This window comes from Clostridioides sp. GD02377, assembly GCF_045899875.1.
GTDB classification, from domain to species: domain Bacteria; phylum Bacillota; class Clostridia; order Peptostreptococcales; family Peptostreptococcaceae; genus Clostridioides; species Clostridioides difficile_A.
On record NZ_JBJODA010000017.1, the window covers coordinates 23,557 to 50,395 of the forward strand.

The 26,839-nt window shown below is 26.1% G+C and carries 28 protein-coding genes; 12 read left to right on the plus strand and 16 right to left on the minus strand.

All coding sequences use genetic code 11. The features are described from left to right. Nucleotides 1-17: 17 nt before the first annotated feature. Both Q3304_RS14985 and Q3304_RS14990 read right to left on the minus strand, forming a co-directional pair. Nucleotides 18-833 (minus strand): phage antirepressor KilAC domain-containing protein, encoded by an 816-nt coding sequence (locus Q3304_RS14985; protein ID WP_407813569.1) that lies wholly within the window; start codon nucleotides 831-833, stop codon nucleotides 18-20. Nucleotides 834-835: 2 nt separating this feature from the next. Beyond that, nucleotides 836-1,057: a helix-turn-helix transcriptional regulator gene (locus Q3304_RS14990; protein ID WP_407813568.1), complete on the minus strand. Its 222-nt coding sequence runs from the start codon at nucleotides 1,055-1,057 to the stop codon at nucleotides 836-838. A 152-nt stretch (nucleotides 1,058-1,209) separates the two neighbouring features. Between Q3304_RS14990 and Q3304_RS14995 the strand changes: the two genes are divergently transcribed. From Q3304_RS14995 to Q3304_RS15010, 4 genes are all read left to right on the plus strand, one after another. After that, nucleotides 1,210-1,773, plus strand: coding sequence for a helix-turn-helix domain-containing protein (locus tag Q3304_RS14995; RefSeq protein ID WP_407813567.1), 564 nt, complete (start codon nucleotides 1,210-1,212; stop codon nucleotides 1,771-1,773). A gap of 55 nt (nucleotides 1,774-1,828) precedes the next feature. Further along, complete coding sequence (locus Q3304_RS15000) at nucleotides 1,829-2,440, plus strand: helix-turn-helix domain-containing protein (protein ID WP_407811682.1); 612 nt, start codon at nucleotides 1,829-1,831, stop codon at nucleotides 2,438-2,440. Nucleotides 2,441-2,515: 75 nt separating this feature from the next. After that, a complete protein-coding gene (locus tag Q3304_RS15005) occupies nucleotides 2,516-3,022 on the plus strand; it encodes an ImmA/IrrE family metallo-endopeptidase (protein WP_407813566.1) in 507 nt (168 codons plus the stop codon). 238 nt (nucleotides 3,023-3,260) lie between these two features. After that, the gene (locus Q3304_RS15010; RefSeq protein WP_407813565.1) at nucleotides 3,261-4,391 is read left to right on the plus strand and encodes a tyrosine-type recombinase/integrase; all 1,131 of its coding nucleotides are present in this window, start codon (nucleotides 3,261-3,263) and stop codon (nucleotides 4,389-4,391) included. A 199-nt stretch (nucleotides 4,392-4,590) separates the two neighbouring features. Here the strand turns inward: Q3304_RS15010 and Q3304_RS15015 are convergent, their stop codons facing one another. The 3 genes from Q3304_RS15015 to Q3304_RS15025 form a co-directional block, all read right to left on the minus strand. Beyond that, a complete protein-coding gene (locus Q3304_RS15015) occupies nucleotides 4,591-6,246 on the minus strand; it encodes a helix-turn-helix domain-containing protein (protein ID WP_407813564.1) in 1,656 nt (551 codons plus the stop codon). Between the two features lie 11 nt (nucleotides 6,247-6,257). Then, a complete protein-coding gene (locus Q3304_RS15020) occupies nucleotides 6,258-6,620 on the minus strand; it encodes a metal-dependent transcriptional regulator (RefSeq protein ID WP_167641021.1) in 363 nt (120 codons plus the stop codon). Nucleotides 6,621-6,919: 299 nt separating this feature from the next. Further along, a complete protein-coding gene (locus tag Q3304_RS15025) occupies nucleotides 6,920-7,288 on the minus strand; it encodes a MerR family transcriptional regulator (RefSeq protein WP_167641049.1) in 369 nt (122 codons plus the stop codon). Nucleotides 7,289-7,437: 149 nt separating this feature from the next. On the opposite strand from Q3304_RS15025, the gene Q3304_RS15030 reads away from it, so the two are divergent. Next, a complete protein-coding gene (locus Q3304_RS15030; protein ID WP_407813563.1) occupies nucleotides 7,438-8,232 on the plus strand; it encodes an HpcH/HpaI aldolase family protein in 795 nt (264 codons plus the stop codon). Between the two features lie 146 nt (nucleotides 8,233-8,378). Here Q3304_RS15030 and Q3304_RS15035 read toward each other — a convergent pair whose 3' ends face one another. The 4 genes from Q3304_RS15035 to Q3304_RS15050 all read right to left on the minus strand — a co-directional run bounded on the left by Q3304_RS15035 (nucleotide 8,379) and on the right by Q3304_RS15050 (nucleotide 13,089). Next, on the minus strand, nucleotides 8,379-8,807 hold the full coding sequence (locus Q3304_RS15035) for a flavodoxin (protein WP_054270464.1): 429 nt from the start codon (nucleotides 8,805-8,807) through the stop codon (nucleotides 8,379-8,381). A 520-nt stretch (nucleotides 8,808-9,327) separates the two neighbouring features. After that, nucleotides 9,328-10,266 carry a S8 family peptidase gene (locus tag Q3304_RS15040; RefSeq protein WP_407813562.1) on the minus strand — a complete coding sequence of 313 codons (939 nt, stop codon included), beginning with the start codon at nucleotides 10,264-10,266 and terminating at the stop codon, nucleotides 9,328-9,330. Nucleotides 10,267-10,605: 339 nt separating this feature from the next. Continuing rightward, nucleotides 10,606-12,261, minus strand: a complete 1,656-nt coding sequence (gene ilvD / locus Q3304_RS15045; protein ID WP_407813561.1) for a dihydroxy-acid dehydratase — start codon at nucleotides 12,259-12,261, stop codon at nucleotides 10,606-10,608. A 528-nt stretch (nucleotides 12,262-12,789) separates the two neighbouring features. Next, complete coding sequence (locus Q3304_RS15050) at nucleotides 12,790-13,089, minus strand: hypothetical protein (RefSeq protein ID WP_054270467.1); 300 nt, start codon at nucleotides 13,087-13,089, stop codon at nucleotides 12,790-12,792. A gap of 262 nt (nucleotides 13,090-13,351) precedes the next feature. On the opposite strand from Q3304_RS15050, the gene Q3304_RS15055 reads away from it, so the two are divergent. Beyond that, on the plus strand, nucleotides 13,352-14,029 hold the full coding sequence (locus Q3304_RS15055) for a VanZ family protein (RefSeq protein WP_407813560.1): 678 nt from the start codon (nucleotides 13,352-13,354) through the stop codon (nucleotides 14,027-14,029). Nucleotides 14,030-14,145: 116 nt separating this feature from the next. Here the strand turns inward: Q3304_RS15055 and Q3304_RS15060 are convergent, their stop codons facing one another. Beyond that, complete coding sequence (locus Q3304_RS15060; protein WP_054270469.1) at nucleotides 14,146-14,400, minus strand: hypothetical protein; 255 nt, start codon at nucleotides 14,398-14,400, stop codon at nucleotides 14,146-14,148. Nucleotides 14,401-14,791: 391 nt separating this feature from the next. Here Q3304_RS15060 and Q3304_RS15065 point away from each other — a divergent pair, with 391 nt between their 5' ends. Further along, nucleotides 14,792-15,163, plus strand: coding sequence for a helix-turn-helix domain-containing protein (locus Q3304_RS15065; protein WP_054270470.1), 372 nt, complete (start codon nucleotides 14,792-14,794; stop codon nucleotides 15,161-15,163). Here the strand turns inward: Q3304_RS15065 and Q3304_RS15070 are convergent. The 3 genes from Q3304_RS15070 to Q3304_RS15080 all read right to left on the minus strand — a co-directional run bounded on the left by Q3304_RS15070 (nucleotide 15,160) and on the right by Q3304_RS15080 (nucleotide 17,183). Beyond that, complete coding sequence (locus tag Q3304_RS15070; protein ID WP_065388392.1) at nucleotides 15,160-15,300, minus strand: hypothetical protein; 141 nt, start codon at nucleotides 15,298-15,300, stop codon at nucleotides 15,160-15,162. The genes Q3304_RS15065 and Q3304_RS15070 overlap by 4 nt on opposite strands. Before the next feature lie 376 nt (nucleotides 15,301-15,676). Next, the gene (locus Q3304_RS15075) at nucleotides 15,677-16,147 is read right to left on the minus strand and encodes a methylated-DNA--[protein]-cysteine S-methyltransferase (protein ID WP_407813559.1); all 471 of its coding nucleotides are present in this window, start codon (nucleotides 16,145-16,147) and stop codon (nucleotides 15,677-15,679) included. A 139-nt stretch (nucleotides 16,148-16,286) separates the two neighbouring features. Further along, entirely contained in the window at nucleotides 16,287-17,183 is an 897-nt protein-coding gene (locus Q3304_RS15080; RefSeq protein ID WP_219673941.1) for an AraC family transcriptional regulator, read from the minus strand. 141 nt (nucleotides 17,184-17,324) lie between these two features. On the opposite strand from Q3304_RS15080, the gene Q3304_RS15085 reads away from it, so the two are divergent. Continuing rightward, nucleotides 17,325-18,749, plus strand: coding sequence for an MFS transporter (locus Q3304_RS15085; protein ID WP_407813558.1), 1,425 nt, complete (start codon nucleotides 17,325-17,327; stop codon nucleotides 18,747-18,749). A gap of 218 nt (nucleotides 18,750-18,967) precedes the next feature. Here Q3304_RS15085 and clpB read toward each other — a convergent pair whose 3' ends face one another. The 3 genes from clpB to Q3304_RS15100 are packed head-to-tail and all read right to left on the minus strand — an operon-like array spanning nucleotide 18,968 to nucleotide 22,556. After that, on the minus strand, nucleotides 18,968-21,562 hold the full coding sequence (clpB, locus tag Q3304_RS15090; protein WP_407813557.1) for an ATP-dependent chaperone ClpB: 2,595 nt from the start codon (nucleotides 21,560-21,562) through the stop codon (nucleotides 18,968-18,970). Nucleotides 21,563-21,598: 36 nt separating this feature from the next. Then, nucleotides 21,599-22,195, minus strand: coding sequence for a hypothetical protein (locus Q3304_RS15095; protein WP_054270476.1), 597 nt, complete (start codon nucleotides 22,193-22,195; stop codon nucleotides 21,599-21,601). A 16-nt stretch (nucleotides 22,196-22,211) separates the two neighbouring features. After that, nucleotides 22,212-22,556, minus strand: a complete 345-nt coding sequence (locus tag Q3304_RS15100) for a replication/maintenance protein RepL (protein ID WP_054270477.1) — start codon at nucleotides 22,554-22,556, stop codon at nucleotides 22,212-22,214. A gap of 422 nt (nucleotides 22,557-22,978) precedes the next feature. On the opposite strand from Q3304_RS15100, the gene Q3304_RS15105 reads away from it, so the two are divergent. The 4 genes from Q3304_RS15105 to Q3304_RS15120 all read left to right on the plus strand — a co-directional run bounded on the left by Q3304_RS15105 (nucleotide 22,979) and on the right by Q3304_RS15120 (nucleotide 26,685). Beyond that, nucleotides 22,979-23,353: a GntR family transcriptional regulator gene (locus Q3304_RS15105; RefSeq protein ID WP_021384840.1), complete on the plus strand. Its 375-nt coding sequence runs from the start codon at nucleotides 22,979-22,981 to the stop codon at nucleotides 23,351-23,353. After that, a complete protein-coding gene (locus Q3304_RS15110) occupies nucleotides 23,350-24,213 on the plus strand; it encodes an ABC transporter ATP-binding protein (protein WP_079739729.1) in 864 nt (287 codons plus the stop codon). The genes Q3304_RS15105 and Q3304_RS15110 overlap by 4 nt, the downstream gene beginning before the upstream one ends. After that, nucleotides 24,213-24,851 (plus strand): ABC-2 transporter permease, encoded by a 639-nt coding sequence (locus Q3304_RS15115; protein ID WP_054270479.1) that lies wholly within the window; start codon nucleotides 24,213-24,215, stop codon nucleotides 24,849-24,851. Before Q3304_RS15110 ends, Q3304_RS15115 begins: the two co-directional genes overlap by 1 nt. A 616-nt stretch (nucleotides 24,852-25,467) precedes the next feature. Beyond that, nucleotides 25,468-26,685, plus strand: a complete 1,218-nt coding sequence (locus Q3304_RS15120) for a M20 family metallo-hydrolase (RefSeq protein WP_407813556.1) — start codon at nucleotides 25,468-25,470, stop codon at nucleotides 26,683-26,685. Nucleotides 26,686-26,839 lie beyond the last annotated feature (154 nt).

The following is a 26,839-nucleotide window of genomic DNA, read 5'->3' on the forward strand; positions in this document are numbered from 1 at the left end:
ATTTATTTTTCAAAGTACTAACCCAACATTGAAGTTTGATAACTATACTCTTTTTCTATATCTGGCAATATATTATTTACTTTTAATAAATCATATAAAAACAATCTTCCTTTTTGAGTCCATTTAGTTGTCATTTTTACATCAGTCATTCCATCACTTCTAGTTATATCTATCGTTTCTGAATGAGTGTATCCCTTGCCTTGATACTGTTTATATAAAAGCCATTGCCCACTTTGTTTGTATTGGATTCCTCTTTCATGAAGTATTTTATTCATTTCTTTTCCACTCATTCCATAGTCTTTTGCTATTTGAGTTATAGTGACAAGACCTTTGTTTTTTAATATCATATCTGTGTAATCTGCTTTTGGTTTTAACTCTTTTATTACTTGGTCTTTCATTTTACCTTCTAGTTGTAATTTCTCATTTACTTCTACTTGGTCTATAAGATGTTGTAATGCTTCTTTATATGTAGTTGGTAATTTAGGTTGTTCATCTTTTGAATATCTTTCCATTTCATCAAATTTTTTTGTATATATTCCTGTAAATGCTGTACCTTTTATTCCTGTCATTTTATTTGCTATAAAGTCACAACCTATCTTTGTTATTGCATAACATGGTTTATCTCTTTTATAATCATCTAAATAAGTATTTTCAATAAAATAATCAGATGGGTACAAATCTGTACTCATGTTTTTATTGGCTTCTTCCATCTGATTTATATAATTTCTTATATCCCTTAGTAAAATCTTGTGTTCTTTTTCAACCATTAGAGCTATATCTCTACTGTCAGTTGTTAATTTATTATTAACTTTTACTATTTTTAAATCTTTCATATTTAATTCCTCTCTTTCAAACAACATTTTGTTGTATTTGTATTTAAAAAAATTTTTTCTATTGATACTCCAAAATATTTAGATAATTTTATTGCTATTGCTAAACTTGGTACTCTTGTTCCACTTTCAATCATTCCATAATAACTAGTAGTTATACCTACCTTTAATGCAACATCTTTTTGCTTTAAATTCCTTTCTGTCCTAAGTTCCTTTAGATTGTTCAAGCTATATCCTCCCTGCCAACGTTTTGTTGTTTATATTTATATAATACACAACTATTTGTTGTTTGTAAATAGTTTTTTTATTTTTTTATTTCATTTTACAACTATTTGTTGTATTATTTAATAAAGGCAACTTTATTAAGAGGAGTGATTATATGAGCATTTTATCAGATAGATTGAAATTTCTTAGGAAAGAAAAAGGTGTAATGCAAAAAGAAATTGCCAACTATCTTAACATAACTACTAGTGCATATGGATTTTATGAACAGGGTAAAAGGACACCTACTCCAGAAATGTTATCTAGTTTAGCTGAATATTTTGGCACTACTGTTGATTATTTAATAGGTAGGTATGATAATAAAGCAAGTAGTATTTCTAGTAAAACTTCTTGTAATAATACATTATTTCAAAAAAGATTAAAAGAACTTAGAGCTGAAAAAAATATGACTCAAGAAGATGTTGCAAATAAATTAAACTTAACCAAAAGTGCTTATGGTTATTATGAACAAGGAAAGACAGTTCCTGATGCTTATATGTTATCTAGCCTTGCTGAAATATTTAATGTGACTACTGATTATTTATTAGGTAGGTCTATTGTAAAAAATGATATAGATACTGTAGCTGCACATAAAGCTAATCCACATGAGGATTTACCAGAAGAAGCTCAAGAACAACTTAATGATTATATTGAGTTTTTAATTAATAAATACAAAAAATAAGTGTTTATACCTTAATAATTTTATAATACTAGATATTTTAAAAGAGGTAAGTTAAATGCAAACATTAAAAGAAATTATAAAAGAATATAGGAAACTAAACAAATTATCTCTTAGAGATTTTTCAGATTTATGTGACCTTAGCCACACTTATATTGATAAGATAGAAAAAGGTAAAGACCCTAGAAATGGGAATCCAATTGAACCTACACTGGATTCCCTAGAAAAAATAAGTTTTGGATTAAATTTAACACTAGAGGAACTATTAGTTAAATTAGGAAAAATAAAAGAAAATGAAAATCGAATAGAATCTGAAAAATCTAATTCTACAAATCACCTGTTAAATTTAGTTCTCTCTAAAAATCTTAAAGATTTAAGAATAAAAAAAGGTCTCACTCAAGAACAAGTTGCTAAAGATTTAATGACAACAAAAGTATCCATTAGTAGATATGAAAATGGAACTAGAGAACCTAAAATTGAAATGTTAGATTCTCTGTCAAATTACTATAATGTGTCAGTTGATTATCTACTTGGTAAAACCTCAATTGAAAATTACACAACTACTGATGAAATATCCAAAATAATTAAATCTTATGAAAGTTTACCTAAAGAAGCTCAAGAACATATTAATAGTTACATAGAGTTTTTAGTTGATAGATATAAAAAATAAATATTTAGAGCAGTTCACACCTGCTCTTTATATATAAAAAAATCAAAAATACATTCTTTTTATAGGGGGATTTCCATGAAAAAACTAGACGTACTTTTAGACTTAGCAAAAAATGAAGAAATAGAAATTTACTACACTGACAAAATAGCAGATGACATAAAAGGATTGTATATAAACAAGCAAGGGTTAAAAATTATATCATTGCTTAATTCATTAAAACAAAATAATACTAAGCTAATAGAGATACTAACAGAAGAATTAGGACATCATTTTACCAGTGTCGGAAATTATGTATCCTCAAAAAACAGTTACAAAAACAAAATATTGGTAGATAAAACTGAGGACAAAGCCCTAAGATGGGCAGGTGAATTTCTTATAACAGAAGAAGAAATAATACATGTTATTAATTCACATGCAACAAATGTATATGAAATAGCTGAAGAATTACAAGTTAGTGTTGAATTCTTATTAAAAAGATTAGAATTTCTATCAAGAAAGAAAAATATGTTAGACTTGGGAAACAATAGATTTCTAGTATTAACTAATTTACCAAATTTCTACATATATGAGGATATTTTTTAAACTATTTCATTCTACTTTTATAGATTTCCATTTAATAAATATATATTTCAATATCACTATAATAAATCGCATATAAAATCAAAAAAATTGTAAGAATATTAAGAAAATAGCTCATTGCAAACAAGATAAACAAAATTAAAATAATATTGTACACAACAAAAGTATATAAAGAGCAGACTAACTGCTCTTTTATATAAACATAAAACAAACATACATTCTAAAAAAAGGGGGTACTATTATGAAAGGTGGAGTAAGAAAAAGAAGTAACAAATGGTATTACTACTTTGACCTAGGCATAGTAGATGGAAAAAGAAAAAAAGTAGAAAGAGTTGGTGGCAATACAAAAAAGGAAGCAGAAAAAGCACTAAGAGAAGCACTAAATGAATATGAAAACTCTGGCATAGTATTTGAAGAAAGCAACATCAGCTTATCAGACTACCTAGATTTTTGGTACAAAGAATATGTCTTACTTAACTGTAAATACAACACTCAAGAAAGTTACCGAATAAACATAGAAAAACATATAAAACCAAAACTAGGAGTTTACAAAGTAAAAGCTTTAACACCTGCGATACTACAAAGCTTCATAAATAAAAAATACAAAGAGAATTATTCTCAAAATACATTACAAGTATTAAAAAACATATTACATAGGTCATTAAAATCAGCAGTCTATCCTTACAAACATATACGAGAAAATCCTATGCAATATGTAAGTATACCAAAAACTAAGACCAAAACAGAATCTAACAAAGTTAAAACTATTACATTAGATGAATTTAATCAAATACTGAATATATTTCCTCAAGATTCATTTCAGCGTGTAGTCCTACTAATTGGATTTTATACTGGCATGAGAAGAGGAGAAATTATTGCATTAACATGGGATGATATAGATCTTGATAACAAAACTATTACAGTAAAACATACACTGATTAAAAAGAAGAATGGAATATTTGAATTAAGCCAACCAAAAACAGAAAGTTCTTGTAGAACTATCTTTACAGGAGATACTTTAATAAGGCTATTAAAAGAACATAAACTACATCAAAAGAAAATGAAATTAAAATATGGTGAATTTTACTTTGATAGTAACTGGGTATGTACGAAAGAAAATGGTCAACAAGTAAACACCCACACTTTAGACACTATAGTAAAACAAATTCGAAAAGCTTTAAACAACGACTTCCATTTTCATTGTTTAAGACATACACATGCTACCCTATTATTAGAAAATGGAGCTAACATTAAAGATATACAAAATCGCTTAGGTCATAGTCAGTTATCAACTACAATGGATACCTATTCACATGTAACTGAAAAAATGAAAAATGAAACTGTAGATATATTTGAAAGAATTACAAACTAGTTTGCCACCCAAAACTATAATACGGTGGCAAACGGGTGGCAAAATCTAATTTACCTATTTTAAAAGCTAATATAATCAATTTTATATAATCAGCTATACCTTTGCAATTTCAATGCTTTAGAATTTATAATATATATCATTCATACAAGATATTAATTATAAATCTAACCAATAAAACATATATCTTACATAATACTATCTAATCTCTATCGTCTAGCATATTTTTTCTATACTCATTTGGACTCATATTATTGAACTTCTTAAATATTTGTGAAAAATAACTACTATTATTAAAACCTACTTTCTTACAAACCTCACTAATACTCATATTTATATTTAATAGATATTTCTTAGATTCTTCTATCCTAAGAAGATTTATATACTCAGTTATTGATACTTGATTTTTTTCATTAAAAATAGAGCTCAAATAATTTGGACTTATAAAAAATACCTTCGCTATACTATTTAAGTTTATATTATCTTTATAATATTTTTGTATATATTCATTCACATTTTCAATCAAATCTCTCTTATCTTGTTTCCAAAATTCTCTATTCTTATCAATACACTCTTCAGAAAATTGTAATAATATATCCCATAAATCTTCATTACTATTTGTAAGTGATATTTTTTTATTGTATTTATTTCTTAGATAAGATATAAGCTTTAAATCTTCTAAATCTCTAAGCACTGTTCTAGATAATACAAATATCATTTCTTGAATAATATCTCTAACATCATTATACATTAATTTATTAGCATCTATCAGATTATAAATACCTTCTAAATTCATTTCTTTTATTTCTTTCTCTATAGAAAGTTCTAATTCAAAAGGATATTCTCGTAAAACATTATTGAATAAATCGATTGGATTGATAATATACTTTTCTTCTAACAATTTAATATTTGCTTTTTTAAGTGCTTCTTCAAGCTTTATATTTTCCTTTCTATTCTTCAATATCTCCTCATCTTTTATACTAAGTTGATTTTCAAAAAAGTTTCTCTTAGCTATTTCCTGAATAAATTCAGACATCATTAATAAATTTTCTTTTAACACATATAGTCTACTCTTTGGAATTAATGAAAGTTCATTGTAGATTTTACTTATGTATTTTACATCAATATCTGAACTACTTGACAATTTAGATAAATTTTTATCTGTATCACTAGATTTATATATTATAAAATTACCACACTCTATAAAGCCAACTATATTTTCTTCTAATACTATCGGTATTTCCAAACTAGAAATACCATACTCACATTCATACATTTTTTCAAAATTATCACCATTTATACTCTTATCAAGTTTTCTATTGCACACTTTTATACTTTTACAAATATCACAAAATCTAGTTTCTTTTTTAGTATCAAATATTTCTTTATGTTTTGAATCATATACAGATATTCTAAGTTTCAATATATTAGATATTTGATTTGCAATATTTTCAATTATATTTACATTAATTAGCTCTTGTATAGTATTTTCAGAAAATACTATAGGTAGTTGTTTCAAGCTCGAAAATTTATGAGGGACATAAGTGATTAATATTACTAAATCAATTTTACCAGTATTTATAATTTCGTGTTCTGAATATGGTGGGCAATAAACTATTGATTTTTCCTTTATATTGACCTTTTTACCATCAATAACTTGTAATCCTTCCCCCTGAATTACATATAAAAGCTGTTCTTCACTTAAATGAAAATGTTTTTCTTGGCAGTTTTTTGGAAAAAATCTTACAATTCCAGCACTAAGCCTATTAAATTGTGTTTTTGATGGTTCATGTATCCATGTAACTTCTCCCCAATCAAATTTTTGTACTTCATTATTCGACTCACTAAAATACTCCATAAACTCACCTCTTAGTTTTTGTCTAAATATTTTTTTATCCCTTCAAATGTCTCTTTGCTTATAATATGTTCTATCCTACATGCATCTTTCTCAGCTATATCAAATGAAATTCCCAATGTATTTGCTAAAAATTTAGTGATTAAAATATGTTTTTCATAAATTTCCTCTGCTTTTTTTCTACCTTCTTTAGTTAAAATAATGCCACCATCAATTTCCATTATAATAAGGCTATGTTCTTTTAGGATTCCCATAGCTCTACTTACACTTGCTTTACTATAATTTAGCTTTTTAGCTATATCAACAGATTTTACAAGTCCATTCTTCTTTTCTAAAATAAGTATTGTCTCCAAATAATTTTCTCTTGATTCATACATTCCAATAGCCTCCAAATTTAACAACTCTATTATAATATTTCAATTATAATAATTAGAAAAATATAACTATATATTCAAAAACTTATAGTATTTAAAAATACTAATATTTATAAATTAGGATATTTTGCCACTTACATTAATATATATTATCATAATTTTCTTTTTTATTACATAGAGAAATAACTATATAGAACATAGTTCTATTATATGTAAAAATACGTCTTGAAAACAATAAACTTAAATAGTTCTAACTTATTCTTTATATTAAAGAAATTAAAAGTTTAATTATTTTATAAGAATTATTTTTTACACATCTTTTTTTCATTTAAATAACATATCTTCTCATCTATTTTATCCATACAATCTTCTAGTTCCTGTATTTTATTTTTAATGTTTTTCTTGTACTGTTGGAACAATTGGATTCTTTTATCTATAGTATCGTCTCCCATATCACAAAAATGAAAACATTCATGGATATCTTTAATAGATAAACCAGCATTTTTTAAATCTTTTATAAATGTCAAACGCTCCATATCTTCTTCACAGAAATAACGAACACCACTTGGTTTTCTACTAATAGGAAGTAGTAAATCTTTTTCTTCATAAAATCGAATAGCCGATGAAGAAATGTTCGTTATTTTTGATACATCAGTCATGGAATATTTCATATTTTTTCCTCCCTAAAATTTTATATGAATAAGAACATTATAAAAATCCATTATACAATAGTCAATAAAAAAGTATTGACTTCAAGCTAGGTTGAAGTTGTATTCTTTGAAGTGTAAAAATAAATTACCGAAAGAAAGGAATAATATAAATGGAAAAATACACAACTATGATTAAAGAAAAATTAAATAAAGGAAAGGTATTGTGTGGAGTGGCAGTTTCACTATCTGATTCATCTGTAAGTGAATTAATTGGTCTATCAGGATATGATTTTGTTTGGATTGAAGGTGAACATGGTGCTTTGGACCGTAAAGATATTCAGCAACATATGATAGCTGCACATGCTGGTGGCGCTGCTTCTTTAATTAGATTAGCAAACAGTAATCCTGACCTTGTTAAACCTATAATGGATATGGGAACAGATATTATAGGTTTTCCATTTATTAATACAGCACAGGATGCAGAAAAAGCATTATCAGCTTGTACTTATCCTCCAGATGGTATAAGAGGATGCAATCCTCAGAGAGCTTCCTATTATGAAAATATGAGTTATTTAGACTATGTTAAAAATGCAAATAACGAAACATTAAAAATAATGTTAATTGAACAGAAAGCAGGTTATGATAACATTGAAGAAATAGTACAAGTCAAAAGTGTCGATATTATAGCATTAGGCTCTGGTGATTTATCTTTAGACATGGGATTTTCTGGAGATATGAATAGAATTGAAATAAAAGATATGATTTCTCAAGCTGCTAAAGTATGTAAAAAATACAATATGCCCTTTATTACCTTTCCTTCAATAGAAAAGAAAAGTATTGAAACATGGATTAATACAGGAGCAAGTATGCTCTGTTTTGCACAATATACAACATTTATAACTTATGTTATCAAACAATTATTGTCTTTCTATGATGAGATTGTACCAGATAAAAAACGACATTAATTTATAAATTTGATTTATTCTAAAAGAGACTAATATTTTATCTATTTTTATTAAGGATATTTTCTTATGTATTGTAATATTAGTCTCTTTTAGTATTATATAATGTTGTTATTATTAGTTATATATAATTACTATAGTATATAAACTTATTCAGCTAACATTTTACCTAATTGTACACATTCATCTTTTGCTTCTTCATCGGGTTCTTCCATTGAAGTAATTCCTTCACCACCTATAATTGTAGCACCAGCATTTTGCATACGTTCTTCCCATTCTCTCATCCATTCACAATTTCCCCAACCATATGAACCAAATAATCCAATCTGCTTACCTGATACAATAGATTCTAATTCTGCCACAAATGGCTCCATATAACCCTCTTCTAATTGTTCTGCTCCCATAGATGGGCAACCTAATGCAAATTTATTTTCTTCTTTTAAGTCACTTGGTTTTAATAAGCTTACATCTATAACTTCTGGTGTTTTACCTTTTAACTTCACTCCTTCAGCTACAAAATTTGCCATTTTTTCAGTATTTCCTGTTCCACTCCAATAAACAATATATATTTTACTCATCCTTACCTCCTATAATATCTTTAATTAATAGTTACCTATAGCTAACTAGAATCTAAAAAATAAAAGATTTCTTTATTTGAAATCTCTTCATTTTCTTAAATATAGAATAGCATAATTGAGTTTGAAATTCAATAGTTATTGATAATATTTATCATTTAAATTTTGTATATTTTTTTATGTTTAAAATTACTCCTTATACCTAAATCTTTAATGAGGATATTTTTCATATCATTTTATTTATATTACAAATCATCTTATATATTCATATATATTAGCCTTAATTTAGCTTGTATTTCCTATATTCAAATTTTTGACTATACAGATATATAGAAAAACACACCTTTTCTAAGATGCGCTATCTATAATACTGTATATTTTTTATAATTATTAGTTCTCTGGCATATCTATAAATTTTATTACTCTATATTTTCGTCTATCTCTATGAAATTCTATACTTAAAAACTCGTCAACATTTACATTAACTACATAGAATATCTGTATTTTACTGTCAAATTATAAATTATCTTTTTCCAGTATTCTTGTATTTATAAAGATTTAAATATAGGTACCCATTCCCCTGTTCTGTTCTAGGTATTCCAAGTGCTCTTGTACATTTTATTAATTGTGCATATAACTCAGCTTCATCTAAATCTCTCTCAAATTCTTCTCTAGCCCATTCTTTAATTAGTGCTAGTGACCCTGATACATATGGTGCACTCATACTAGTGCCACTCATAATAGCAAGTTTATTATCCATATAAGTTGATATAATATTTCTTCCTGGAGCTACCAAATCTATTGTGGTATTTGAATTACTAAACTTTTCAACTAAATAGTTTTCATTTATTGCACCTACTTCTATTACCTCAGCATAACTGGCTGGATAACTATACTCACTTGTACTAGAATCTCCATCTCCATTATTTCCTGCTGCACACACTACAGAAATATTATTCTTTACTGCTTGTAAAACTGCATTTCTTAAGTTTTTGTCATCTTTATTTCCTCCAAGAGACATAGATATAATATCAACTTTGTTATTTATAGCAAAATTAATAGCATTAATTATACTTTGATATGTTCCAACACCATCTTTATTTAACGCCTTTGCTATTAATAATTTACAGTCTGGAGCTACACCCATAACCTCATTATTATAATTAGATGCAGCTATAATTCCTGCTACATGAGTTCCATGTCCATTAAAATCCTCATATATATTTTTATTTCCATTACTATCATCACTAAAGTTTGCGCCACCAATTATTTTACCTTTTAAAAGCGGATGAGAGCTGTCACAGCCTGTATCGATTATCCCAATTAAAATATTTTTCCCAGTATATCCTTCATCCCACATTCCTCTGGCATTCATTTGTTTTATTCCATAGGGAAACTTATTCTTTGCTCCTCTTAGATTTTCATTTATTTCATAAGGAATTAGTTTCATTCTTTTATTCATTATATATCCTCCTAAAAATTTTATTACTTATAAATATTATAAATTTGCTTTCATGATAAGTTTATAAATCAAATTAACAACTTATATCTACTTATTTATATTTATGATGTATTTTTTATTTTTAGGAGTCATATTTTATTGTATATAAAATAATATTTAGACAATTATATTAAAAGTAAAAATTTACTTATACTTATATTCTAAAGCGTAAGAAATTCAATATATATATTTATAATGATTTAAATCTTTTATATATCAGATAAAAAGGATATCTTATTAGTACTGGAACATTTAGATATCCTTTTTATATTTTTACTTAACTCTCTTATACATAATCTACTACTTCAACACTGCCCCTGTATTTGCTGATGTTACCAGTTTAGCATATCTACTTAAGTACCCATGTTTTATTTTAGGCTCTAAAGGTATAAATTTTAATCTTCTATTTTCTATTTCTATTTCATTTACTTTTAACTCTAATTTTTTTTCTGGTATATTGATAGAAATTATATCACCTTCCTCAACTATTCCAATTAAACCTCCTTCCATAGCTTCTGGAGAAATATGACCTATGGATGCTCCTCTAGTTGCTCCTGAAAAACGACCATCAGTAAGAAGTGCAACATGTTTATCAAGTCCCATTCCTGCAACTGCTGAAGTAGGAGATAACATTTCTTTCATTCCTGGACCTCCTTTTGGTCCTTCATATCTTATAACTATAACATCGCCTTTATTTATTTTTTTATTAAATATAGCACTTACAGCTCCTTCTTCTGAATTAAAAACTCTTGCTGGCCCTTCATGAACTAACATTTCCTCTGCAACTGCTGATTTTTTTACAACAGCTCCGTTTGTAGCAAGATTTCCTCTCAAGATTGCAAGTCCACCTTGTTCACTATATGGGTTTTTTAATGTATGTATTACTTCCTCATTTTCTATTTTACAATTTCTTATATTTTCTCCTATAGTCTTACCTGTCACAGTTTTACAATTTAAGTTTATTCCTTCTATCTTAGAAAGTTCATTCATTATAGCTGGAATTCCTCCTGCCATATGTAAATCTTCAATATGATGTTTCCCACTTGGACTCAATTTTGTTAGACAAGGAGTTTTCTCACTTATTTCATCAAAAAAGTCTAAGTTAAGTTCTATTCCTGCTTCATAAGCTATTGCAGGTAAGTGAAGTACTGTATTTGTAGAACCAGCCATTGCCATATCCACAGTTATTGCATTTTTAAATGCATCTACTGTTAAAATATCTCTAGGTTTTATATCATTTTTAAGTAGTTCCATAACATACATACCTGCATATTTTGCTATTCTTTTTCTTTCTCCAGAATGTGATGCGGCAGTACCATTATATGGAATACCCATACCTAATGCTTCTGTTAAACAATTCATGCTATTTGCTGTAAAAAGCCCAGAACATGAACCACATCCAGGACAAGAGTTCATAGCTAATTCTTCTAATTCTTCTTCACTCATTGCTCCATCTTTACATGCTCCAACACCTTCCATAGCAGAGTTAAAATCGTACACTTTTCCATTTTTTCTGCCTGAAAGCATAGGGCCTCCACTCACAACAACGCTTGGTATATTAAGTCTTGCAGCAGCCATTAACATTCCTGGAACTATCTTATCACAATTAGGTATAAGTACTAAAGCATCAAAACCATGTGCCATAGCCATAGCTTCTATTGAATCTGCTATTAATTCTCTTGAAGCAAGTGAATAATTCATTCCAACATGTCCCATGGCTATACCATCACATACTCCTATGGCTGGAAATTCTAATGGTAACCCACCACTCATTCTAACACCAGTTTTTGCTGCTTCTGCTATTTCATCAAGGTGGAGATGACCAGGAATCACCTCATTTTGTGCATTTACTATACCTATTAAAGGTCTTTCAATTTCTTCTATAGTAAGACCCATTCCATACATTAATGCTCTCTTTGGAGCTCCCTCTATTCCTTTTTTTATATCACTTCTCATAATATTACCTCTTTCCCACTTTTTTAAATTTTCATAATATTATTATAATACATTTTTCTATTAATTAATTACGAAAAATCTAAAAAATATTAGTATCTACTAATGCAAAATTATTACAATTTACTATAAATATATTACACAATTGGATTATATAATTATATTTTTAATAAATTTTGAAAATCATAGAGTAAGATTATTTATTCTATGAAACAGAATAAATAATCTTAATAGATAAATATCAGTATTTTCTGTTTTATTAGAATCTAGTAAATTCAATTGTTTACAAGCTATGAATATATATACTTTCGCTTTTATGTGTTTTGATGACAATTTTTATTTTTCTAGTATAAGAAACTGACAATCATGTTATCCAATTAGATTTATACTTCTTTTATCATATAAAGAAAACAGCCAATCATTTTGATTGACTGAATTACTTTAAGTATATTAAATATATGCACTCTAAAAAATCTTTTTGTTTTGCATATTTAAACTCTTTAGTATTTGTATTTTTTAGATACTTTTTTATTAATCAAATCTAATATTTGAAACTTTATTCCAATTAATCTCTCTTGAATAATCTTCTGGATGTGACAATTTAACTATATGTGTTGAATCATTATAATTATAATAAATTGTAGTAGTACCATTGATTGGGTTCTGCTTATATCCTTGATATACTGCACTTTTTGGAACCTTTTTTTCAACAAAATTATATGCAGATGAAGTGTCAATCGATTTTACTTCACTAGGAAATATTAGCATCCAAAAAGCTACAAATATAAAAATACATATACATGTAATACTATACCATTTAATCCATTTCATAGAATCCCTCCTATTTTACCAAAATATACTATTATTATTTCCATATATTTATAATATTTATGCATATGATAAAATTTTTTAAACATCCATATATAAGTATAGGAACTTTGGTTTTCTATGCTTTATTAAGATTAATAAGATATTTTTATAAATTAATAAATTTGTAAGATTTTATTAAAAGATTTTTAAAACTTAAAGCTTAATATAAATATAGTAGTTATATAGCTAAAACATAAATTTTGAAAGGAGATAAAATACAATTATGTGGATACTTTATTCATTTCTTTGCGCTATACTACCATGCTTGATATATCAAATAATTGTTATCAAAAGAAAAAACTTGAAATGTGAAAAGAATGTAGTAATACATTTAGTATGGGTATATATTTTTTTACTATATATTTACTTAGCACTTAGTAAAGCTGGTATTGGTAGCATCTGGGATATAGGAAGGTATAGAGAAATTATTAGATTTAATGAAATAAATCTAATACCATTTAGCTCAGTTGGTGCTTTAACATATATTTTAAATATAATTATGTTTATGCCTTTAGGATTTTTACTTCCTTTAATTTGGAAGGAATTTAGAAATATTATTAATGTGTCAATAACTGGATTAGGTTTCTCATTATCAATTGAATTTTGTCAATTATTTAATCTTAGAACTACAGATATTGACGATTTAATGATGAATACATTAGGAGCTATTTCAGGATATTTAATATGGATATGTGTAAATAAGTTATTTAATTTGATGAAGAAAAATACTATTTTAGCACTGATATGTAAAAATATCATTCAAGATGAAATTGCTATTACAATTGATGATGAAATAAATAAAAAAACTACCCCTCTTTATAAAAATGAAGCTATCATATATTTAATATTGACTGTTTTAGGAGAATTCTTGTTATTTAATTGGTCCTTAATATACTATTGAATAATCTAAATAAAAAAACAAAAATATTTCAATATTCATAAAGATGTAAAGCCTTCTTTTCTATATTCTATATAAGGAAAGAAGGCTTCCATTCTTAAACATAAAATACACATTCACTATTTAATTGGCATCTGAAATATTTTATTAATATTATATCTAACTTTGTTAGATGTTATATAATCATATTTTGTTCCATTCTCAATAAAACTTTGTATATTATCCAACACTTGTATAGCTCTTGCATTGCTTTCATAAGTTCCTATTTTTTTAGTATTAAGGTTTTCAAATACTACATAAATTCGACTATCATTTATTTTAATTTGATTAACTTGCATTAAATCAGTTTTATCTTGACTTCTAATTATTATCACATTAATTCCTCCATCTACTCAACTTATTTTAATTTATAAGAAGCAATATCATATAATTTATTTCTAGTATATTTAAACATTTAAATTTATTGAAACATCAAACTATTTATACTATAGCATCGTTTTATACATTTGGTAATTTCATTGTTAAAATATTTATTTATATTTAAATAAAATGTATCTAGATAGTATATATTTATTACTTATTTATGTTCTATTTTCAGAATATCACCTCTTTATCAATTACCATTTGTATAATTCATATTATACATATACAAATGGTAATTTTCAATATATTTTATTATTTTAATCTTTTTTTTTTATATTTTTGGTAATTTTATTTTACTTTTTATAAAAATAACTTATAATTTCGGTAAGGAGTGATGTACATATGGAAAGTTTAGGAGATAGAATAGCAAATTTACGAAAAGAATTGGATATAAATCAAAAAGAACTTGCTACTAAAGTCGGTATAACTGAGGCGAGTTTATCACGTTATGAAAATAATTTACGAGAACCTAAAAGTGAAATTATAGTAAGATTGGCAAAAGAACTGAAAACATCCACTGATTATTTACTGGGTGTAAATGAAAGTACAAAGATGAGTAAAGAAGATAAATTAATCATAGAAAACTTATCAGTCAGTGAAAAAACAAAAAAACTATTAGAAAAAATATATTCACTTGAAAAAGAAGATAGAGAAGCTATAGAAAAAATGATTGATAATGCTTATCTAAAAAGATTTCTCAAAGAAGAGAATTAATTCTCTTCTTTTTCTTTATTCAAAACCTCAAGTAATAATTCATAAAAAGTAATATCTTCACTCAATAAATAATCTAATTTCATTCCTGTATCTTCAATTTTTTCTTTTCTTGTAACAGTAGTATTTGATTTTTCCACATACACCATCCCCCAGCAAACTTACGTTCTTAATGTTAGTCAGAAATTCCAACAATTTTTTAATAAAGTTTATGTATTTATATTTTATAAAATATGTTATAATCATCCAAAATTTTCCTAGATAATTATCTTAACTATATAATAATACTTTTATTCTACAGATGCAATAAAAAACTCGTAATAATAACAAAAAAATCTATTATTGTAGAATCTTGTATATTTTTTACATTTTTATATATTTTTTAAGATAATTTTTATTATAAAACTTTTTATAAATATATAAAATTTTTATATTCATTTAACTTATTGTAGTTTTTTAGATAGAATTTAACTTTTCTCTAATAATCATTGTCTTTAAACTTTTACTTTGCATATATTATTTATTATCTTTTTCAAGTTTCAACAAATATTCCTTTACCTTTATTCCTCCTAGATAACCTCTCAAACTGCCATTAGAACCTATTAGTCTATGACAAGGTATAAAGATAGAAATAGGATTTTTGCTATTTGCCATCCCTACTGCTCTGTATGCTTTAGGATTATTAATCATGTTTGCTAGTTCTATATAAGTCATTGTTTCTCCATATGGAATTTTACAAAGTTCATTCCAAACTTTTCTCATAAACTCACTTCCAGACAACTCTAAAGGTAAATCAAACTCTTTTCTATTTCCATCTAAATATTCTTTTAGTTGTTTATTTGCTTCTATTATAATTTTGGTTTCTTTGACTAAATATTCTTTAGAATCTAAGCTAGATGTGTCAAAAAACAGATTTGTAATACAACTATTTTTTTCTGCTATTCCTATTTTACCAATTTTAGTTTCATAATAAAAAATATTTTTCATTAGGTACAATATCCTTTCATATTCATTTACAACTTTAATTTTATTAATAATTTTACTCTTTTATATCATATATTTTATCAATCTTTATAAAAACTCAAAAACTTGAAATACTACACTTTCTATAAAGTATATTTATAAGTTATTCGTTATTATTTTTTAAGAGAATACTGCAAGCATCTCTATGTTCATGTCTATATTTAGTTGGAGATATATCATAATTCTTTTTAAATAAACGACTAAAATAATTTATACTATCAAAACCACATCTCATAGCAATTTCCGTCATATTTAAATCTGTTTGTTTTAAATAATATATAGCCTTATCAAGTCTTACTCCATTTATATAATCAGTTGTAGTCTTACCAGTTATTTGTTTGAATGTTCTACAAAAATGATGTGTGCTCAAATTCATATTGCCAGCAAGTTCTTTTAATGTGATTTTATCCATGTATTTTTCTTCTATCAAATCAAATACACCTTCAAATTTTTCTAAAGAATATTTTCTTTCTATAAATTCTTCTTCAGAAAAGATTTTGTCAACATGATTTCTTAACAAAAATACTATAAATTGATAAATATTAGCTTTTATAGATAACTCATATCCAATTTCTTTATTATCATATTCGTCAAGTATATCTTTAATATATTTTAAAATAAAAGAATCGTTTTGAATTAAATTCTTAAATACAATACGATTTAGAGTTATTGGTGCTAAGTACTTAGTTTGTAACAAATCAACTTGATTACTAAAAAGAAAACTAGGTTCAATACGAATAGTATAAAATTTCAGATTATCTGATAGACTTTCTAAATAATGTAATTCATTACTATTTGCTATTGCAATATTTCCAGATACTACTTTAAAATTACTCAAGCCACATTCTAAGTATGCTATACCATCAACAAAATAATATATTTGTAGATGCTCATGCCAATGTCTTTTAAAATTTTCTCCCTTTTTAATATCCTCTTTTAAAAAAATATCTATGAAACTTTCTTGACTTTTTCTGTCAAAATATTTGTTTTTATCATTCATTATTTACCTCTTATCAAAATAGTGCTAATTATAAGCAATATCGTTGTTGTATTCATTATTTCATATCGATATTATATAAAATGTAATTATTATTGTAAACATTAAAATAATACTAGTCATTATAATAAGGAGGTAATAAAAATGACAAAATTTTTTAAAGAAAGTGAAAATAAAAAAAGTATAACAGTTTTATTTGTAGTTATTGCAATGACTTTTATGGCAACATTAGATTCTAGTATTATAAATGTAGCACTTCCTGTTCTTGCAAGTGAATTAAATGTCTCTCTATCATCCATTGAATGGATAGTAGCAAGTTATTCAATTATTATTTGTTCAACACTATTATTTTTCGGAAGACTTGGAGATATCATTGGTAAACCTAGAATATTTCAAGCAGGCACTATTCTTTTTACAACAGCTTCATTATTGTGTGGATTAAGTAATTCTTTAACTTTACTTATAATTTGCCGTTTTATTCAAGGAATAGGTGCTTCTGCTTACATGGCAAACAATCATGGAATCATTACAGAGTTATTTCCAAAAGAAAGTAGAGGTAAAGCTCTAGGAATTTTAGTTACTGCTGTTGCTATTGGCAATATGGTCGGACCATCTATAGGAGGATTTATTTTATCAATGTTTAATTGGAACTTTATATTCTTTATAAACATTCCAATAGGTATTATTGTAATATTTTTAAATACAAAATTTCTCCCAGACAGTAAAATAACTTCAGAAAAAATGGATAAGGCTGGTGCTATACTTCAATTCTCAGGAACAACATTATTTTTTAGCGCTCTAATTATTGCTCAACAAACGGGATTACTAAATCCATATATATTAATTACACTATTACTATCAATTATTTTTATTATATTATTTTTGATATTAGAAAAAAATCATCCTCAACCACTTCTTGACCTTGAAATTTTTAGAAACTTAAAATTTTCATTGAATTTAGTTTGTGCTCTTACATCATTCATTTGTATTGCATCATCTAGTATTTTAATTCCATTTTATTTACAAAATACTATGAAACTTTCCCCAATTCAAGCAGGTTTATTTATGATATTATCCCCTTTGATTTTAGCCATTTTTTCACCGATATTTGGGAATATATCAGATAAAATTAAGTCAGAAAAAATTATTTTAATTGGTCTTATTGTTATGAGCTTTGGATTTTTCTTAATGTCAAGATTAAAAGAGAGTTCTATCCTTATTTTATTCGTGATTTCTGTATCAATAATATCAATAGGACAATCTGTGTTTCAACCTGCCAATAATGCTTTGATAATGTCAAATTGTCCCAAAAGTAAGTTGGGAGTTGTCGGAAGTATAAATTCTCTTGTAAGAAATTTAGGTCAAGTTATAGGTATTACCATTTCTACAACACTTTTATATAATTTTATGAGTATTAAGGCTGGGTATAGGGTTAACGACTATATAATTGATAATGATAAAATATTTGTATTTGGAATGAGAAATGTTTATATTATTATTACACTTCTTTGCCTAATAGGGGCAGTATTAATTGGCTTTTATTTATTTAAGTATAATAAAAATGAATAATAGTTTTTTACAATTATTTTAAAGTTATAAGTATCTTAGAACTATGAATATATCATGGAGAACTTATTAAAATACTGACTTTGAATCAGATTAGTTTTAATATATTGATTTAAAAGTATTTTTATTAGTTTGACAAAACATATATTTTATTATAGTTTATAAATCAAAAAGAAACAGGGTAAAATCTTTAACATAATTATACCCTGCTTCTTTTTTAATTATTTAACTAAAACTTCAATATTTTCATCTTTTCCATCTATAACTATAGTACATCCATCATATACTTCTCCAGCAATAAGTTTCTTTGCAATTACAGTTTCTAATGTATTTCCTATATATCTCTTAAGTGGTCTTGCTCCATATACAGGGTCATAACCCTCTCTCACCATAACATCTTTAGCTAAATCTGTAACCTCAATAGTAATATCTTTTTCTTTTAATCTATTTTTTAAATCTGTCATAAATATATCTATAATTTTCTTGATATTTTCTTGGTCTAGAGGCTTGAACATTATAATGTCATCTACTCTGTTTAAAAACTCAGGTTTAAATCTGTGTTTCATTTCATTCATTACTAAGCTGTTAGTAGTCTCTGTTATATTTCCTCCTGCTTCTAATAGATAATTGCTTCCTATATTAGAAGTCATTATTATAAGAGTATTTTTGAAGTCCACAGTTTTACCCTTATTATCAGTAAGTCTACCATCATCCAATATTTGTAAAAACATATTAAATACATCCTCATGTGCTTTTTCTATCTCATCAAATAGTATTACAGAATAAGGATCACGTCTAACTGCTTCTGTAAGTTGTCCTCCTTCCTCATATCCTACATATCCTGGAGGAGGTCCAACTAATCTCGATACAGCATGTTTTTCCATGTATTCAGACATATCAATTCTAATTATATTATCTTCACTATCAAATAAATTTCTAGCAAGAGTTTTTGCAAGCTCAGTTTTACCAACACCTGTAGGTCCTAAGAAAATAAATGAACCAATTGGCTTTCTTTCATCTTTTAGACCAGCTCTTGCACGTATTACTGCATTTGAAACCGCTGTAACTGCTTCATCTTGCCCTATAACCCTTTTGTGAAGCTCTTCTTCTAATTTAAGTAATTTTTCTCTTTCACCTTCAACTAGTTTAGTTACTGGTATACCTGTCCATTTTGATACAATACTAGATATTTCTTCTTCAGTAACTTCTTCCTTTAAAAGTGAATTTTCAGAACCATCTTTCATACTTTCTTCATAGTTCTTTATTTGTTCTTCTAATTTAGGTATTTCACCATACTTAACCTCTGCTGCTTTATTGAAATCATATTCTCTCTCATATTTTTCAGCTTTACCTTTAGCTTCATCCAATTGAGATTTTAAGTTTTTAATATCTAATATTTGACTCTTTTCTTTTTCGTATTTAGCAGTCATTTCATCATTTTTAGATTTTAATTCCGCTATTTCCTTTTGAATATCATCCAATCTTGATTTACTCTTATCATCATTTTCTTTAAGTAATGCTTCTCTTTCAGTTTCTAGCATAAATAACTTTCTTCTTACAACATCCAATTCTGTTGGTAACGAATCTATTTCACTACGAATCATAGCTCCTGCTTCATCAATTAAATCAATTGCTTTGTCTGGTAAAAATCTATCTTGTATATATCTATGAGAAAGTTTTGCTGCTGCTACAATAGCATTATCATGTATTCTTACTCCATGGTGTATCTCAAATCTTTCTTTTAAACCTCTAAGTATAGATATTGTATCTTCAACAGTAGGTTCTTCTGCAATTACAGGCTGAAAACGTCTTTCAAGTGCCTTATCTTTTTCTATATATTTTCTATATTCATCAAAAGTAGTTGCACCAATACAATTTAATTCACCTCTTGCAAGCATAGGCTTAATAAGATTACCTGCATCCATTGAACCTTCTGTTTTACCAGCTCCAACTATAGTATGAATTTCATCTATAAATAATATAATCTTTCCATCAGAACTTTGAACTTCTTTTAAAACTGCCTTTAATCTTTCTTCAAATTCACCTCTATACTTTGCACCAGCAATTAATGCTCCCATATCAAGGGAAAATACAATTTTGTCTTTTAATCCTTCTGGTACATCGCCTCTTACAATTCTCTCTGCTAATCCTTCAACAATTGCAGTCTTACCTACACCTGGCTCACCAATTAATACAGGATTATTTTTAGTTCTTCTTGATAAAATTCTTATAATTCTTCTTATTTCTTCATCTCTTCCAATTACAGGGTCTAATTTATTTTTCTTAGCTAAATCTACTAAGTTTGTTCCATATCTAGCAAGTGCATCATATGTCCCTTCTGGGTCTTGTGTTTCTACTCTTTGGCTCCCTCTAACTTGTGATAAAACATTTAAAAAGTCATTTTTATTTATATTATATTGTTTTAATATTTTACCAACAATTGATTTTGATTCTGTTTCCATCATTGCAAGCATGACATGCTCTACACTTATATATGAATCTTTAAATTCTTTAGAAATACTCTCTGCCTTTATAAGTACTTCATTTATTTTTCTAGTAGTTGATACTCCTTGTGAGTCAGCGCCTTCTCCATATACTTTTGGAAGCTTATCCAGTTCAGAATTTACAGTATTTCTCAAAGAATCAATTGATATATTCATTTTTTCGATTATATTTGGTATTAATCCATCTTCTTGGTTAATAAGTGCTGAGAAAAGATGAATTACATCTACTTGTTGGTTGTGATTTTTTACTGCTTCATTATAAGCCTCATTTAAACTTTTTTGAACTCTTAAAGTCATTTTTTCTACGTCCATATAAATCCCTCCATTTTAATATTATATCCAAATAAATTAAATTCTCTCATTTATGATTATTGATTTCCTAAGCTCCAAAAGACTATCGAGTAAATTCTCATTTTTTTGCATGTCAAAACTTAACGTTAGATTAAAAGTTTCATCTGAATTAAAAAAATCAAATACTTCTTTTGATTTTGCCCTTAAGTATAAATCTTCATCTATAAGTCTTTTTTCACCAATTAATAAATATTGACATTTATCTATAAAACTCTTTCTAAAATCAATAGTATATAGATTTTCTAAAATATTATATTGATAAATAGCAATATTGTTAAACACTTTTAATATATTTGAATTTACAAAATTGTAAATTTGATTATCGTTATACAGTGATATTTGTTCATATATATACTCCCTAAATAAAGGATGAATGTTTTGTTTAAGTTTTAAAGTGACTTCGGCTGGTATTTCAAAATAAAGCTTCCAGTACCTAGAATTATTTTTTTCTAATATAAAAGCTACTCTATTTAAACTAGCACGACTAATCTCTTTTAGTGTACAATCAAAATTGTAGTGTCTTAAACTAGTTTTTTCATTCTCAAATACATAATCAAACCACTGTAGAACATTTCTATCAAGTTTTAAACTCATATAAAAACCTTCTTCCTTATTTACTAACCTTACTAGGTCTTTTTATCTCATTATATTCTGCTAATAAACTTTCTTTATCAGCTCTACTACCTTTATAAGCTATATGTGGATTTATCATATACTCCCCATTTTTCACTCTCTGTAAAAAATCCATTTTTTTCAATTCTGTAAACAATGAAGATAAAGAAGTTTTTGGATATTCAAGTTCACAAGATAATTCATGTAGTGTTTTTCTAATCTTATTATTTTTATCCATAGAGTTTATTAATTTTAATGGAATTAAATCTCTTTTAGTATACATTCCTTCTACTACTTTAATATAATTTTTAAAGCAAATATTCATATATTTACTTTTATTCATAACTAAATCTTTACTCTCTGTATATTCCTGATTTAGGTCTTTTTTTAATGTCTTATCTAAATTAAATATCTCTTATCACTCTCCTTACCTCTAATTGATAATATAAATATATTACAAAAAAATATGTATGTCAAAAGTAAGAATGCAAGAAGTTTAGCTCTAGACTAAACTTTTGTTTACCTATAAGCTAAACTTTATTACGTTTTTAAATTAGCATTTCCAATTTATTGGTAACATTTTAGAACAATATTTATAAATTTTTTTTAAAATTTTAATACATCAAAAAAACTAGTATCTTATAAAATACTTTTTTCAAATATATATATTTCAAATTCCTTTTTTTCTAAAAACAGTTGACATATTATATATATATATTTATATAATGTATATATACTATATATACACTTTAAGGAGGTGTTTTGTTGAATATAGTTATTAGTAATTCAAGTGGAAAGCCAATATATGAACAAATTACTACACAAATTAAAAGTATGATTATAAGTGGAGAATTACCAGAAGGGTCAGCTCTTCCAAGTATGAGACTATTGGCAAAGGAACTTAGAATAAGCGTGATTACTACAAAACGAGCATATAGTGATTTAGAACGTGATGGATTTATTGAGACAGTTACTGGTAAAGGTAGCTTTGTATCTAGTAAAAACATGGATTTTGTGAAAGAAGAGCAATTTCGTTTAATTGAAGAGTATCTACAAAAAGCAGTTGATACAGCTAAAAGTAGTGGTATTACATATGACGAACTAAAAGATATTTTACTTTTATTATATAAGGGAGAATGATAATTATGGATGCAATAACTATAAAAAACTTAAATAAAACTTATAAAGATTTTAGTCTACAAAATGTATCTTTTTCAGTACCAAAAGGAAGCATAATGGGATTTGTAGGTGAAAATGGTGCAGGAAAAACTACTACATTAAAAGCAATTTTAAATTTAATTTCTTATGATAGTGGAAATATAGAAATATTTGGTCTTGATAACAAAAAAAATGAAAAAGAAATTAAGGAACAAATTGGTGTCGTATTTGAAGGAAGTAATTTTCATGAAAATTTAAATCTAGATAATGTATCAAAAATTATGAGTAAAATCTATAAAAATTGGAATCATGCATTATTCAAAGACTATTTAAAAAAGTTGAGAGTTCCAGAGAATAAGCTAATTAAGGAGTTTTCAAAGGGTAACAAAATGAAACTTAGTATTGCTGTAGCTTTATCACATAATCCAAAATTATTAATTCTAGATGAAGCAACTAGTTCACTTGACCCTATTGTTCGTGAAGAAATATTGGATATATTTTTAGATTTTATACAAGATGAAGAACACTCTATTATTTTATCTTCACATATTACAAGTGATTTAGATAAAATAGCAGACTATATTACATTTATACATAAAGGTAAAATAGTCTTTAGTGAAAATAAGGATGAATTAATTAATAATATGGGAATTTTAAAATGCAAACCTACTGATTTTGATAATATTTCAAAAGAAGATTACTCATATTATCGTAAAAGCCAATTTGGATATGAAGTACTTCTTAATGATAAATATAGATTTATAGCAAAACATCCAAACTTTGTAGTTGATAATACGTCTATAGAAGAAATTATGTTATTTTATGTGAGAGGTGATAAATAATGAAAGGCTTAATTTTAAAAGATTTAATTAATTTAAAAGGCAATATAAAATTTCTACTTTTATTTGTAATTATGTTTGGGCTTATATCTTCTTTTGGAGGAGGAGATGCTAATAATCTTGTGGGTATTATTGTAGTCCTATGTACAACAATGATTGTTTCAACATTCTCATATGATGATTTAAATAAATGGGATAGTTATGTACTTACAATGCCTATTAAGCGTAATGATATTGTACTAAGTAAATATTTGACTATGTTAATATTTAGCTTTGTAGGTGTATTGGTTTCACTTATACTTAGTATCATTATTGGTTATTTTAAACATAATTTTATATTAAGTGAAACTCTACTTATTAATGCATTAGTCTTATCTATTTCAATATGTTTTGGTAGTCTTATCTTACCACTTGTTTATAAATTTGGTACAGAAAAAGCTCGTGTATTAATGATTTTATGTTTTTTAGTTCCAACATTACTTTTATTAGTTTCTAAAAATATTCTAGAAACTATTAGTTCTCCTCTTTCACTAGAAATTATATTTAATACACTATTATATTCTCTTCCATTTATTGCTATATTGCTATTTGTAATTTCATATTTTATATCATCAAAAATTTATAGCAAAAAAGAAATATAAAATATTTTATATGGGTTTTTATTTAAACTGTTTAAGTAAGATTTTATTAAAAATACTATCAATTTTGTTTTGATAGTATTTTATTTTTATGTCTTATATCTACTCGGTATTATATTTTGAATATTTATCTTTAATAATACTTTACTCTTTTATCAGTATATTCATTCAACATGATGTTCATATAAATTTAATTATTAATTACATTCTTGAATCTAAAAACAAGACTCTGTTTAAAAATAATTCTTATACACAGTAAATTAAATTATTTTAATACTTAATTCCCAAAATCACTAAATTTATTAATCATTATTAATAGAATTAAAGCTCTATTTTGTTTTTAAAAATTTTAATCTTGATAATATAAAGTTAAAAATAAATTTTCTTAATTTGACATCAGCATAAATGACTATTAGAATAATGTTAAACTAGAGTATTTCAATTGTTCTAGATAAAAAATGAAAATAAATAAAAGATTGTATAAGGAGACAGTTCAAACACGGAATTAGAAATTACAGAAAAAGTAGAAAAGCAAGATGAGGATGTTATTTTTCAAGGATTATTAGAATATAACCTTACTAATCTTGAAAATAAAAAAATACATATTTAGGAGGTACACATGCTAGGTCAAAAATGTATGAATTATCTGCAAACATTAGGAAAAATAAGTTCAACAACAAATGGTCTTACAAGACTTATATTAACTGATGAACATAAAAAATCTATTGATTTAATAAGTTCATGGATGAAAGATTTGAATCTTGATATTGAAATTGATGATATTGGAAATGTCATAGGTACATATAAATCTAATATTCCAAATGCCCCTACATTAGTAGTTGCATCTCATCAAGATAGTGTAAAATGTGGAGGTATATTTGATGGTATGCTAGGAATAATAGTCCCTTTAATTGGATTTGAAGAGTCAAAAAACAAGAATAAATCTTATCCTTTCAACATTAAGCTAGTTGCCTTCGCCGAAGAGGAAGGAACTAGATTTGAAACATCTTTAATGGGAAGTAAAGTTTTTGCTGGCACTTTTAAAGAGAATCTTCTTAAATCTGTTGATGAAAATGGAATTACACTTGAAGAAGCTGTAACAAAGTTTGGATTTAATACTAAAAACTTAATAAATTTACATCCTAGAAAAGATATAGATGCGTATTTAGAATTTCATATTGAACAAGGACCTGTCTTAGAAAATGAATCTCTTCCTGCTGGAATTGTATCAAGTATTACAGGATTTAAAAGTTTTAAGATATCAGTAAACGGTAAATCTGGACATGCTGGTACGCTACCAATGGATATGAGATTTGATGCTGGATGTTGTGCTTGCGAATGTGTGTTAGCCATTGAAAATATAGCTAGAATGACTACTAATTTAGTTGCTACTGTTGGAAAGATGAATTTCTATCCATCTTCATCAAATGTAGTACCTGAAAGGGTTGAATTTACCCTTGATGTACGTTCTTGTTCTCAAGAAGTTCTTGATAGTTCAGTAGAAAAGATATTCAACGAAATATCTCATATATGTGAGGATAGAAAGCTTAATTATACAAGTGAACTTTCTTTTGAAAATGTTCCTGTACCATGTTCTGATAAAATAACTAAAACTATAGAAAAAAGTTTTATAGACTTAAATCTTAATCCTTTTTATATTTACAGTGGAGCTGGTCATGATGCTCAAGAAATGGACAATATAGCTGATATTGGTATGGTATTTATAAGATGCGCTGGAGGAATAAGTCATAATCCTGACGAAAGTGTTTCTGTAGATGATTTAGATATTGCTGTAAAAATATTTTTAAAAATATTAGATAATCTCGATTTAAAATAATTTTATACCAGAAAAAATACACAATTAAAGCATATTATCATTACTTACCTTATGCTATATAATTGTATTATATTATCTATTATAAAAGCAGACTTTTATACTATTATATAACCAGTTTTGATATTTTATACCTAAGATAAATTTGTACATTAAG